This window comes from Cupriavidus sp. BIC8F (genome assembly GCF_032465815.1).
GTDB classification, from domain to species: domain Bacteria; phylum Pseudomonadota; class Gammaproteobacteria; order Burkholderiales; family Burkholderiaceae; genus Cupriavidus; species Cupriavidus necator.
This window is the reverse complement of record NZ_CP136094.1, coordinates 936,569-948,782: the sequence shown is the minus strand read 5'-3', so window position 1 is coordinate 948,782 and position 12,214 is coordinate 936,569. Positions and strand designations below refer to the sequence as shown.

At 66.8% G+C, this 12,214-nt stretch carries 11 protein-coding genes; 2 read left to right on the top strand and 9 right to left on the bottom strand.

The window, feature by feature from the left end; genetic code table 11:
- The first annotated feature begins 48 nt into the window (after window positions 1-48).
- Window positions 49-525, top strand: coding sequence for a MaoC family dehydratase (locus tag RS901_RS04360; protein WP_058698058.1), 477 nt, complete (start codon window positions 49-51; stop codon window positions 523-525).
- Window positions 526-558: 33 nt separating this feature from the next.
- Here RS901_RS04360 and RS901_RS04355 read toward each other — a convergent pair whose 3' ends face one another.
- From RS901_RS04355 to RS901_RS04335, 5 genes are all read right to left on the bottom strand, one after another.
- Window positions 559-1,653, bottom strand: a complete 1,095-nt coding sequence (locus RS901_RS04355) for a GTP-binding protein (RefSeq protein WP_316151680.1) — start codon at window positions 1,651-1,653, stop codon at window positions 559-561.
- Window positions 1,654-1,718: 65 nt separating this feature from the next.
- On the bottom strand, window positions 1,719-2,315 hold the full coding sequence (locus tag RS901_RS04350) for a UbiX family flavin prenyltransferase (protein ID WP_316151678.1): 597 nt from the start codon (window positions 2,313-2,315) through the stop codon (window positions 1,719-1,721).
- Window positions 2,312-4,600, bottom strand: coding sequence for a xanthine dehydrogenase family protein molybdopterin-binding subunit (locus RS901_RS04345; RefSeq protein ID WP_316153373.1), 2,289 nt, complete (start codon window positions 4,598-4,600; stop codon window positions 2,312-2,314). Before RS901_RS04345 ends, RS901_RS04350 begins: the two co-directional genes overlap by 4 nt.
- The gene (locus tag RS901_RS04340; protein WP_316151677.1) at window positions 4,600-5,106 is read right to left on the bottom strand and encodes a (2Fe-2S)-binding protein; all 507 of its coding nucleotides are present in this window, start codon (window positions 5,104-5,106) and stop codon (window positions 4,600-4,602) included. The genes RS901_RS04345 and RS901_RS04340 overlap by 1 nt, the downstream gene beginning before the upstream one ends.
- Complete coding sequence (locus tag RS901_RS04335) at window positions 5,094-5,966, bottom strand: xanthine dehydrogenase family protein subunit M (protein WP_316151676.1); 873 nt, start codon at window positions 5,964-5,966, stop codon at window positions 5,094-5,096. The genes RS901_RS04340 and RS901_RS04335 overlap by 13 nt, the downstream gene beginning before the upstream one ends.
- Before the next feature lie 214 nt (window positions 5,967-6,180).
- On the opposite strand from RS901_RS04335, the gene RS901_RS04330 reads away from it, so the two are divergent.
- Window positions 6,181-7,086: a LysR family transcriptional regulator gene (locus tag RS901_RS04330; RefSeq protein ID WP_011616129.1), complete on the top strand. Its 906-nt coding sequence runs from the start codon at window positions 6,181-6,183 to the stop codon at window positions 7,084-7,086.
- Between the two features lie 5 nt (window positions 7,087-7,091).
- On the opposite strand, the gene RS901_RS04325 is transcribed toward RS901_RS04330, so the two are convergent.
- From RS901_RS04325 to RS901_RS04310, 4 genes are all read right to left on the bottom strand, one after another.
- On the bottom strand, window positions 7,092-8,483 hold the full coding sequence (locus RS901_RS04325; RefSeq protein ID WP_316151674.1) for a nucleobase:cation symporter-2 family protein: 1,392 nt from the start codon (window positions 8,481-8,483) through the stop codon (window positions 7,092-7,094).
- Between the two features lie 230 nt (window positions 8,484-8,713).
- Window positions 8,714-10,156, bottom strand: a complete 1,443-nt coding sequence (locus RS901_RS04320) for a UbiD family decarboxylase (protein ID WP_316151673.1) — start codon at window positions 10,154-10,156, stop codon at window positions 8,714-8,716.
- A gap of 123 nt (window positions 10,157-10,279) precedes the next feature.
- Window positions 10,280-11,194 (bottom strand): amidohydrolase family protein, encoded by a 915-nt coding sequence (locus RS901_RS04315; RefSeq protein ID WP_316151672.1) that lies wholly within the window; start codon window positions 11,192-11,194, stop codon window positions 10,280-10,282.
- A gap of 47 nt (window positions 11,195-11,241) precedes the next feature.
- Window positions 11,242-12,144, bottom strand: a complete 903-nt coding sequence (locus tag RS901_RS04310) for an amidohydrolase family protein (RefSeq protein WP_316151671.1) — start codon at window positions 12,142-12,144, stop codon at window positions 11,242-11,244.
- Window positions 12,145-12,214: the final 70 nt, after the last annotated feature.

Genomic DNA, 12,214 nt, shown 5'->3' with positions numbered 1-12,214 from the left:
TCCGCGCACGCCAGCGCCGGAACGAACCATCAGGAACACGGAGAAGCCATGAATGCCTATCAACTTTGTCCGCAACGCTACTTTGAGGATTTCGAACTCGGAGAGCACTTCAATCTGCCGTCCCGCACCATGACCGACGCGCTGTTCGCGGCGTTCCAGCTGGCAAGCGGGGACAACCATCCGGTTCACTACGATGTCGAGTACTGCCGTGCTCACGGCATGCCGCACATGCTGGCACACGGCTTCCAGGTCGTGATACAGACTGCCGCGGGGGCAGGCCTGTTCCCCCATATGGTCGAGGAGTCCCTGAAGGGCTTCATCGAGCAGAGCAGCCGCTTCCTCGCACCTGTATACGTCGGAGATACGTTGTACTGCCGCCTCACCGTCACCGAGCTGGTTCCCGGTCGTACGACCGGCGTGCTGGCGATGCGGTCGGAGGTGCGAAACCAGAACGACGTCTGCGTCATGGAGGGGACGCAAAGGTACTTGCTGCGCAAGCGCGTGCCGGGCAGCAGCGGCGACTGACGGGAGGTCAGCCCCCGCTGCTGGTCAGGACCGTCAGGCTGCCTGGGCCACAGGCAGGCAGACCTTCAGCAGCGTCTGCAAGCGCAGCTTGTCGAGGTGCCGGCCGATAAACACGAACTTGCTTTGCGCGGCTTCCGGTCCCCAGGCATCGGCGGGATGGAAATCCATCAGCCGGTGCACCGCCTGCAGCACGTAGCGGCGGTCATCGCCCTCCACGGCCACGATCCCCTTCATCCGGAACACATCGTCGCCCTGCGCCGCGAGCAGGGCCTTCAGGCCATGCTCCAGGCGCTGGCGGTCGAACGGCTGGTCGAACACCAGCGATACGGACGTGACCGACGGATCGTGGCGGTGGCCATGCGCGTCGTCATCGTGCACGTGGTCGCAATGCTCGTCGCAAACGTGATCGTGATGGTCGTGGTCATGGTCGTGCGCATGATCGTGGTGGTCATCGTGCGCGTCCGCCTGGATCGTGCCCGTGGTAAAGCCGCCGATGCCGAGGACCTTGCCCAGGTCCACCTGCGCAAAGCTGGAGCGCAGGATCTGCGCGCCCTCGTTCAGCCGGTGGATGCGTGCCTCCAGCCGGTCGAGCCGCGCGGCGTTCACCAGGTCGGACTTGTTGAGGATCACGCGGTCGGCCGCCACGATCTGGTCGACGGCCTGGTTGTCGAAGCCGGTCAGCTGGGGATCATCGAGGTGGCTCTCGATATGCACCGCGTCCACCAGCGTCAGGATGCCGTCCAGCGTGACCTGCTTGGCGACTTCGTTGTCCATGAAGAAGGTGGCCGCCACCGGCGTGGGATCGGCCAGGCCGCTGGTCTCGACCAGGATATGGTCGAAGCGATCGGGCTGTTCCAGCAGCTTTTGCAGGATGCGCACGAGGTCGGTGCGCACATCGACCACGCAGCAGATGCAGCCGTTGGTCATCTGGTAGATCTCTTCGTCGGAGGTCATCACCAGGTCGGAATCGACATCGACCTCACCGAACTCGTTCTCGATCACGGCGATGCGGTGGCCGTGCTTCTGCGTCAGGATGTGGTTGAGCAGCGTCGTCTTGCCCGAGCCGAGGAAGCCGGTAAGGATGGTGACCGGGACGGGCGGCTGTTGTGCGACGGCAGGTGCGTTCATGTTGTCTCCTGATTTGTACCGAGTTGGGTACTGCGTTCCTCGCTACCGCGAGGCGAGAGTTCTTTTCAAGCGGTGGCCACGTTGGGGCGCAAGCCTTGCCAGCGTTCCACCAGCCCGTCGTGCGGCACGTCGAACAGGTCCAGCACGCGCCCCACGGTGTGGTTGACGATGTCGTCCACTGACTGCGGATGTGTGTAGAAGGCCGGCACCGGCGGCAGCACGATGGCGCCCATCTCGGTCACCGCGGTCATGTTGCGCAGGTGCACCAGGTGGAGGGGCGTCTCACGCGCCAGCAGCACCAGCCGGCGGCGCTCCTTGAGCATCACGTCGGCGGCGCGGGTGACGAGGTTGTCGGCAAGCCCGGTGGCGATGGCGGCCAGCGTGCGCATGGAGCACGGCGCCACCACCATGCCATCGCAGCGGAACGAGCCGCTGGCGATGGTGGCGCCGATGTCGCGCACGTTGTGCACCACGTCGGCCATGGCTTCGATCTGCGGGCGCTGCAATCCCAGCTCATGGTGCGCGGTCAGCAGGCCGGACGGCGAGCAGACCAGGTGGGTCTCCCAGCCGTCCAGCGCCGACAGCGCCTGCAGCACGCGCACGCCGTACACCGCGCCGCTGGCGCCGGTGATGGCGACCACCAGGCGTTGCTTGCGGGTCATGGAGTGGCGCCTTCCTTCGCTGCCTTCTCCGCCAGTGCCTGCAGCACTTGCTCCGGCTTGATCGGATAGTGCCGGAAGCGCACGCCGATGGCGTCGAACACCGCGTTGGCAATCGCCGGCCCGATCGCGACGATGGGGTCCTCGCCCACGCCCTTGGCGCCGAACGGGCCGCCGGGGTCGGGCGCCACCTCCAGGATCACCGTGTGGATGGGCGGCATGTCCATCGCCAGCGGCATCTTGTAGTCGACGAAGTTGGCGTTGAGCGAGCGGCCGGTGCGCATGTCGATCTGGTAGTCCTCATACAGCGTATGGCCGATGCCTTGCTGGATGCCGCCCTCGATCTGCCCTGCGGCCGCGACCGGGTGGATCACCTTGCCGACGTCATGCACAGGCACCACCTGCTGCACGGTGATGAAGCCGGTTTCGGTATCGACCGCCACCTCGGCAAAATGCGCGGCGAACGAATACGACTTGGTCGGGTGATAGGTGGCGGTGCCCACCAGCTGCGCGGCGGGGATGCCCTTGCGCGGCATCACGGCCTCGCGCACGGTCAGGGTCGGGCCGTCGCGGTCGCGCACGGCGATCACGCCGGCGGTCAGGGTCAGGGCCGCGGGCTCGCATTCCATCAGCTTGGCGGCGCGATCGAACAGCTGGCGCTTGATCTCGCCCGCTGCCATCTGCGCGGCCTTGCCGACCATATAGGTGGTGTGGCTGGCGAAGGCGCCGATGTCCCAGGGCACCACGTCGGTATCGCCGTGCACGACCGCCACCGCTTCGAACGGCAGGGTCAGCTCTTCTGCAACGATCTGCGCGAGGGCCGTATGCGCACCGGTGCCCAGCCCGGCCGCGCCGGTCAGCAGAACCACTGTTCCATCCTCGTTCATCTTGATGATGGCGTTGCCCTGCTCCTTGATGCCGGGATAGGCGCTGCTGCCGTGCATCTCGCAGCCCAGGCCCCAGCCGGTGCGGATCGGGCCGCTGGTGTCGCGCTGGCGGCCGCGCAGCGCGGGCCAGTCGACGAGTTCCATGCCCTTCTCGATGCAGGCCTCCAGGCCGTGCCCGATCAGCGGATGGTTGGACGGTGCAATGTCGCCTTCGCGCACGGCGTTCTTCAGCTTCAGCCCGGCGGGGTCCAGGCCCAGGTGCTCGGCGGCCTCGTCCATCTGCACGTCGAGCGCGTAATAGGTCTGCACTACGCCATAGCCGCGGAAGGCGCCGGCGATGGGGCTGTTGGTGTAGACGCAGCGGCCTTCCAGCAGCACGTTGTCGCAGCGGTACAGCGAGACCATGGCGGCCGTGCCGACATTGGTCACGCCCGGGCCATGCGAGCCATAGGCGCCGGAGTTGAACACCACTTTGGCCTGGCGCGCGGTGATGGTGCCGTCGTTGCGGAAGCCCTGCTTGAGCCAGATCCTGGCCGGATGGCGCGTGCGGCCGCCGAGGAAGGTTTCTTCGCGCGTGTATTCCATGCGCACCGGGCGGCGCGTCTCGCGCGCCAGCAGCGCGCACAGGAACTCCTGCTGGAACAGGTCCTGCTTGGCGCCGAAGCCGCCGCCCATGTGGTCGACCAGCACGCGCACCTTGTGCAGCGGCAGGCCCAGCACCTCGGCCATGATGCCGCGCACCATGAAGGCGGTCTGGGTGGAGATCCACACCGTCAGGTTGCCGTTGCCGTCCCAGCTGGTGGTGCAGACGTTGGGCTCCATGTAGGCGGGGGTGGGGCGGCCGCCTTCGTAGATGCCTTCGAGGATGAAGTCCGCCTCGGCAAAGCCCGCTTCGACGTCGCCGCGCTTGATGATCACCGGCGGCAGCACCAGGTTGCCGCCGGGTTCGCGCTCGTGGATGCGCGGGGCATCGGAGCGCTCGGCGTCCTCGGTGGTGAAGACGGCGGGCAGCGCTTCGTATTCGACTTCGATCAGCTCGATCGCGCGCTCGGCGATCTCTTCGCTGATGGCGGCCACCGCGGCCACGCCTTCGCCCCAGTAGCGCACCTTGTCATCCAGGATGTACTGGTCGCAGGTCACCGAGGCGGAGCGCGGGTGGGGCGAGCCGGCGTGCAGCACGCGCGGCACGTTCTCATGGGTCAGCACGGCCTTGACGCCTGGCAATGCCAGCGCACGCGAGGTGTCGATGCGGCGGATTTTCGCGTGCGCGAGGTTGCAGCGCTTCATCTTGCCGAACAGCAGGCCGGGGAAGGGCATGTCGGCAACGTATCTGGCGTTGCCGGTGACCTTGTCGAGCAGGTCGGTACGCTTGACGCTGTGTCCGATCACGGCGTGGGTCATCATGCCTCCTCGCTGGCGCGGGCCTTGCAGCCCGCGAAGTCCATGGCCTCGGCGGTCCTCTCGATGGCCTCGATGATCTTGGTGTAGCCGGTGCAGCGGCAGATATTGCCGGCAATGGCAAAGCGGATTTCGTCGCGCGTGGGACGCGGGTTCTCATCCAGCAGCGCCTTGGCCATCACCACGAAGCCCGGCGTGCAGAAGCCGCACTGCGCGGCGCCGCACTGCATGAACTGCTCCTGGATCGGGTGCACGGTGTCGGGCGCGGGCTGCACGCCTTCGATGGTGGTGATGTGGCAGCCGTGCGCTTCGGGTGCCAGCACCAGGCAGGAATTCATCGGCTGGCCGTCGATGATGACGGTGCACGAACCGCATTCGCCCACGTCGCATCCCTTCTTGGTGCCGGTCAGGCAGGCGTCGTTGCGCAGGGCGTCGAGCAGCGTGCCGTGCGGTTCCACCGCCAGTTCGCGCGGCTCGCCGTTGATGACGAGTTCGATTATCTTTCGCATGTTGCGGCCTCCAGGGCTTGTTCGAGAGCGCGGCGGGTCAGCACGCTGACCATCTGCCGCCGGTACGCTTCGCTGGCGCGCACGTCGCTGATGGGGCGCGCTTCGCCCATAGCGGCGTGCGCGGCCTGCAGGATCAGCGCGTCCGTCACGCGCTGGCCGCGCAACACCTGTTCGGCACGCACGGCGCGTACTGGGGTCGGGCCGACCGCGGCGAGCACGATGCCGACCTCGGCGCAGTAGTCGTTCTCGACCGTCAGCGATACCGCCACGCCGACGGTGGCCAGTTCCATCTGCGCGCGGCGGCCATGCTTGAGGTAGACCTTGCCGGTGTGGGGGCGCGGTGCCGGCACGGTGATGCGGGTGACGATCTCGTCCGGCGCGATGGCGGTCTTGCCGACGCCGGTGACGAAGTCCACCACGCGCAGCTCGCGCGAGCCGGACAGGCCATACAGGTGCACCGAAGCGCCATCGGCCACCAGCGGCGCGATCGAATCGGCCGACGGCGACGCGCGGCAGACGTTGCCCACCACGGTGGCGCGATGGCGCACCTGGATCGAGGCGAAGTCCGTCACGGCCTTCGCCAGGCTGGCATAGTGGCGCTGCACGAAGCCCGAGGTCTCCACCGCGCGCGTGGTCACCAGCGCGCCGATGCGCAGGCCGTTGACGGGGTCGAACGTCAGCACGTCCATGCCCGGGATCTTCTTGATGTTGATCACCTGCTCGGGCTTGCGCACGGACTCCTTGATCTGGACCAGCAGGTCCGTGCCGCCGGCCAGCACGCTGGCCTTGCCGCCGCACCGGTGCAGCATGGCCGAGGCTTCCGCCAGCGTTGCCGGTTCGAAGTATTCAAACGCTCTCATTGCTCCTCCTGGTCTGTGCCATCGGCGGCGTCTTGCCTGTCGTGTGGGGCCGCACCGTTGAAGTCATCATGGGCGGATGGCCTTCATCGGTAAAGACCCGGAAACGGATTAATTGATCGTGTTACCCTCTGAATCAGACGCGCCGGCCAAACCTGGCAGAGCAAGCGCGCACCCCGACATCCCGGAGGTAGACAACGTGCCCAACCTCAGCAACATGAACGTGTCGCTGCGCCAGCTGCGCGCGTTCATTGCCGTGGCGCAGGAGCGCCACTTCACCCGCGCGGCCGAGAAGCTGGACCTGTCGCAGTCGTCGGTCAGCGCGCTGATCCACGAGCTGGAAGGCAACCTCGGCCTGAAGCTGTTCGACCGCCATACGCGCCAGCTGCACATCACGCAGGCGGGCGCGGAGTTGCTGCCGCTGGTGAAGAAGGCGGTGGCCGATATCGACAGCGTGATCGAGAACTCCAGCGAGCTGCGCACGCTGGGGCGCGGGCGTGTGTCGATCTCGGCCTCGTCGATCCAGGCGGCGCTGATGCTGCCGCGCGTGATCCGCGAGTTCTGCGTGAGCCATCCCGGCGTGAAGGTGGAACTGCACGATGTGTCCGAGCATGAGGTGACCAAGATGGTCAGCTCGGGCGAGGTGGATTTCGGCATCGGCACCATCCCCGAGGGCCAGCCCGACCTGAGCGCGCACCGGCTGATGTCCGATCCTTTCGTGATCGTGATGCCGGCTCACCACCCGCTGCGGCGGCGCAAGACGCTGCGCTGGGAAGACGTGGCGGGCCTGCCCGTGATCGGGCCGCACAAGGGCAACCCGATCCGCGACTGCCTGGATACCGCGCTGGCCGCGCGCGGCATTTCGCTGCAGCGGGTGCACGAGGTGTTCCTGCCGCTGACCATGGTGGGCATGGTGGATGCCGGGCTGGGCATCGCGGTGATGAGCGCGGCGGTCACGCGGCTGACTTCCGCGCTGGGGCTGGCCACGGTGATGCCGACCGATCCGGTGATCCACCGCGAGATCTCGCTGCTGGTGCACGCGGACCGGTCGCTGTCACCGCCGGCCCAGGCTTTCCGCGATCTGCTGATGCGCTATCGCGCCAAACTGGCCGACGCAGCCTGACTACGTCATGCCGGCTCCTTCGCCAGCCCGTGGGCCTGGGGGGCCGGCGAGCGGGCGTTGAACAGCAGGTTCAGCAGCACCGCGGTCAGCGTGCCGAGCAGGATGCCGTTCTGGCAGAACTTGGCCAGCAGCTCCGGCATCTGCGCGAAGAACTTGTCCGACACCAGCGGGATCATGCCCAGCGCCACGCTGACGGCGACGATATAGGCGTTCTTCTTGTTCTCGACAAAATCCACATGGCCGAGGATGCGCACGCCGGTGGCGGCCACCATGCCGAACATCACCAGCGCGGCGCCGCCCAGCACGTATTGCGGGATCGACGCGGCAAAGAAGGCCAGCTTGGGCAGGCAGCCCAGCACGATCAGGATGCCGCCGGCGGTGGCGCAGACCCAGCGGCTGCGCACGCCGGTGACCTGCACCAGCCCCACGTTCTGCGCATACGAGGTGTAGGTGAAGGTGTTGAACACCGCCCCCACCAGCGCGCCCACGCCGTCGGCACGCAGGCCGCGCGCGAGGTCGTCGCAGCCCACCGGGCGGCCCACGATCTCGCCCAGCGCCAGGAACTGGCCCACGCCCTCGATCATGATCACGATCATCACCACGCACAGGGTGACCGCGGTCATGGCATCGAAGGTGGGCCAGCCGAAGTGGAAGGGCGTGATGAACTCCACCCAGTGCGCGTTGTGCAGGCCTTCGAAGTTGACCTTGCCCAGCGACAGCGCGATCACGAATCCCACCGCAATGCCGATCAGCACCGCCACGTTGCACAGGAAACCCCTGGCAAAGGCCACCAGCGCCAGCACCGTGCACAGCACCGCGGTGGCGATGGCGATGTTCACCGGCAGGCCGAAGTTGGGATTGGGCACGGGACCGGCCGCCGTGTTGAGGGTCGGGTTGCCGCCCGCCGCCCAGTTGATGCCGACGCGCATCAGCGAGACGCCGATCACCAGCACCACGGTGCCAGTCACTACCGGCGGGAACCAGCGCACCATCTTGCCGACATAGGGCGCGGCAAGGTAGGTGAAGATGCCCGCCACCATCACCGCGCCGAACACGGCCGGCAGGCCCAGCGACGGATTGGAGCCGGTGGCGATGATCGGCGCGATGGCGGTGAAGGTGACGCCCATCATCACCGGCAGGCGGATGCCGATCTTCCAGATGCCGATGCTCTGGATCATCGTCACCAGGCCGCAGCAGAACAGGTCCGCGGCGATCAGGAAGGCCACCTGGTCCTTGGGCAGCTTGAGGGCGCCGCCGATGATCATCGGCACGGCAATGGCGCCCGCATACATCACCAGCACGTGCTGCAGGCCAAGGGCCAGCAGGCGGGGCGGGGGCAGGACCTCGTCGACGGGATGCACGGGGGCATTCCCTTGCGTAGGCAGGGTGGAATTCATACTGTCTCCTTTGGTCGGTACCACGCCGGTCGCGCATTGCGCTCACGTGTCGCCAAGGTCGCCGGCAGTTTCCTTTCCGGGATGGTCAGTCGCCATCCTTCTCGTGCGATGCCCGCGCCTGTCCTGTCTTGTCGGTCCAGCATGACAGCGGCGGCGGGAAGGTACAACGTTCGCGGCGGATTTATCGATCGGGTGAAACGATGAATCCGCTGGTTTCAGCGGGTTATCCCTTACGGCATGTGGGAGCCCGCACGTTCCAGCCGCTTCAGCAGTGCTGCCGCGCGTTCCATCGCGGCAGGGTCGATGCGCGCACGGATACCGTCGAAGGCAGGCCCGCGCGTGGCGTCCAGCCCCATGCGTGACGTGGTGCCTGCACCCGACGCCGAGGGGTCGAGTGCGCTGCCAGGCAGGCCGTCGACCACCACCACGTCCAGGTGCGGTTGCAGGTGCGTGGCCATCGCCCATAGCACCTCTTCATCGCGGGTGATGTCGACGTCCTCATCCACCGCGACCACCGTCTTCAGGTATGGATCCCAGCCGAGCAGGCCCAGCATCACCTGGCGCGCCTCGCCGGGGCGGCTCTGGTGCAGCGCCACGTAGGCGTGGAAGTGCGTGCCGGAACTGGGGTAGTGCACGGCGGTGACGCCGGGAAAGCGCTCCCTGAGCTTTTCGACCATCTCCGATTCGCGCGGGATGCGGCCCAGGTTCAGGTGTTCGGCCGAGTTGCCGCCGACCACGTCGACCAGCCATGCATCCGTGCGGCGCATTACGCTTTCCACGCGCAGCAGGTTGTTGGTCGAGCGGTCCGACGAGTAGCCGGTGAATTCGCCGAAGGGGCCTTCCTCGACGCGCGCGTCGGGATCGATCACGCCTTCAAGCACGATCTCGGCATGCGCCGGCACCAGGATGCCGTGGCGCGGGGTGCGTACCGCTTCCAGCGGCGCGCCGAACAGGCCGCCGGCAACGTGGCGCTCGTCCACGCCGTAGGGCAGCCGCGCGGCGCCGGCCAGCATGAATAGCGGATGCGCGCCGATTACCATGGCCACTGGCAGGGGCCGGCCCAGTTCGGTGGCGCGCTGCTGCATGCGCCACAGGTGCCCGCGCGAATGCAGGCTGGTGGCGATCTCGGTGGGCGAGTGCAGCATCGAGCGGTGGTAGCTGGCGTTGCCGATGCCGGTGTCGGGGTCTTCCGCGATCAGGATCGCGTTGGTGATGTAGGGGCCGCGGTCGGTGGCGAAGTGCCTGATGGCCGGGATCGTGCGCAGGTCGATGTGTCGGGTCTCGACATGGCCGGTGACGGCGCCGCTGTCCAGCACGCGCGGCGCCACCATGCGGCGGCTGCGGGCCTGGTATTCGGCATGGATGCCGGCGGGCGGCACCCCGCCCAGCATGCGCCCCACGCGCTTGCGCGAGGCAAAGAGGTTGGTCGCCAGCGACGTGCCCAGTCCTTCGACATGGTCGAACAGCAAGGCCGGTTGGCGGCCCTGCGCGGCCAGCGCCCACACCAGCGCGGTCGGGTCCTGGTCGGCGCCGACCGGTTCGCGGATATGCAGCACGTCTTCGGGAAAGGCCTCGCGGTAGGCGGCCAGGAACTGGTGGAAGTCCTGCGAGGTGTCGTGGAAGGGCTTGCGCGCCGATGCCGCTGAGGCAAAGGGCGCTGAGGGTGTGTTCATGGATCGGCTCCTGTGGTCAGGGTTGGCCAGGGCGAAGGCTGCCCCGGCGGCCGGGAAGACTCCCGGCCGCCGTGCCGTGCCTGCCTGCCGAACTGCTTGTGGCTAACGGCTAGGGACCATGCGTCAGCGCGTGCTGGCGTACGTATCCTTGAGCCGCGCCAGCGCCTCGTCCTGCGTCTTGGGCGGGGCCGTGGTCTCGATGCCGACCAGCCGGGCGATGTTGTTGCCCATGTAGTCCTCCAGCCCGTCCTCGTCCAGGTCCATGCCCTGCGGCGCGGGGCCGCACAGCATCTCCAGCTCGCGCAGCCACATGCCGGGCTCGTTGGGCGGGGTGTCGGTGCCGAACACGATCTTGTCGCGCGGCAGCTGGCGCGCGAACTCGACGATGCGCGACTGGAAGCACCAGCCGGATTCGCAATACACGTTGGGCGTGTCCATCGCCATCCAGAAGGCCTCGAACGAGTAGTTGCCGCCGGTCTGGATGCCGAAGTGGCCGATGATGAAATTGACCATCGGGAACTCGCGGATGATCGGGTAGAACATGGTCGGGATCGTGTACGGGCCGTCGCCGGTGTGGATCAGCACCACCACGTTGTACTTGGCACAGACCTTCATCGCCGGGCGCAGCCAGTCCAGCGCGCGGTCGGGGCGGTAGCCGTGCATGTTGGCATGCAGCTTGAGCATCTTGAAGCCGTATTCCTTCACGTGGAATTCCAGCTCCAGCGCGCCTTCCTCCGGACCCCAGCGCGGGTTGAAGGTGAAGTTGCCAATGAAGCGGTCGGGGTACTTCTGGCAGAGCTCCGCGATGTAGGCCATGTAGTCGCGGATGCCTTCGCGCCCGCGGCGGTTGCCGTCGCGGTAGCCGGTGTTGCCCGGCGGCGGCTGGATAAAGCCCATGTCGATGCGGCGCGGCTTGCCGTTGATCATGTAGGGGCCGTCCATCATCTTGAGCATGCGCTCGCCGTTGAAGGGCTCGCCGGTGTGGCGCCAGGCTTCGTCGACGAGATTGGTCGGGTGCAGATGGGTATCGATAATCATGTTGTGTGCTCCGGAGTCCGTTGTCGGTGGCGCGGGCTTGTGTGCGCTTACGCGGCCAGGCGCGCTTTCGCTTCGTCGAGCGTGCGCGGGACCGGCGTCGGCTCCAGGCCGATCATCCGGGCGACGTTGTTGCCGAGGTAGTCCTCCAGCGTGTCTTCATCCAGGTTCAGGCCCTGGGGCGGCTCGAAGCACAGCACTTCCAGCAGGCGCAGCCACATGCCGGGCTCGTTGGGCGGGGTGTCGGAACCGAACAGGATCTTGTGCCTGGGCAGCACCTTGGCGAACTCAACGATGCGCGACTGCAGGCACCAGCCCGATTCGCAGTACACGTTGGGCATGTCCATGGCCATCTGGAACGGCTCGAAGCAATACACGCCGCCGGTCTGCACGCCGAAGTGGGCCATGATGAAGTTCACCGTCGGGAACTCCTTCATCATCGGCACCCATTCGGTCGGGATACTGTAGGGGCCGTCGCCGGTATGCAGCTTGACCAGCACGCCCAGCTCGGCGCACTTCTGCAGCGCCGGGCGCAGCCAGTCGAGGGCGCGGTCCGGGCGGTAGGCATGCATGTTGGCCTGGAACTGGACCATCTTGAAGCCCAGCTTCCTGACGTAGTGCTCCATGGCATTGACGCCGTTCTCGACACCGCAGCGCGGGTTGTAGACGAAGCAGCCGATAAAGCGTTCCGGGTACTTCTTTACCATCTCCACGGTGTAGGCCATGTACGCGTCGATGGACTCGCTGCCTGACTTCACGCCGTCGGTGTAGGTGTAGATGGTGTTGCCCTGCGGGGGCTGGATAAAGGCTTTGTCGATGCGGCGCGGCTTGCCGTTGATGGTGAACGGGCCGTCCATCATCCGGATCAGGCGCTCGCCGGTGAACGGGTCGCCGTCGTGGCGCCAGGCCAGGTCCACCAGGTTGGTCGGATAACAGCTGGTGTCGATGATCATGGGAGATCCCCTAACAATGACTAGGTTGGACACGCATGCGGCGGGCGTGCGCGAACAACGCGCGGGCCGG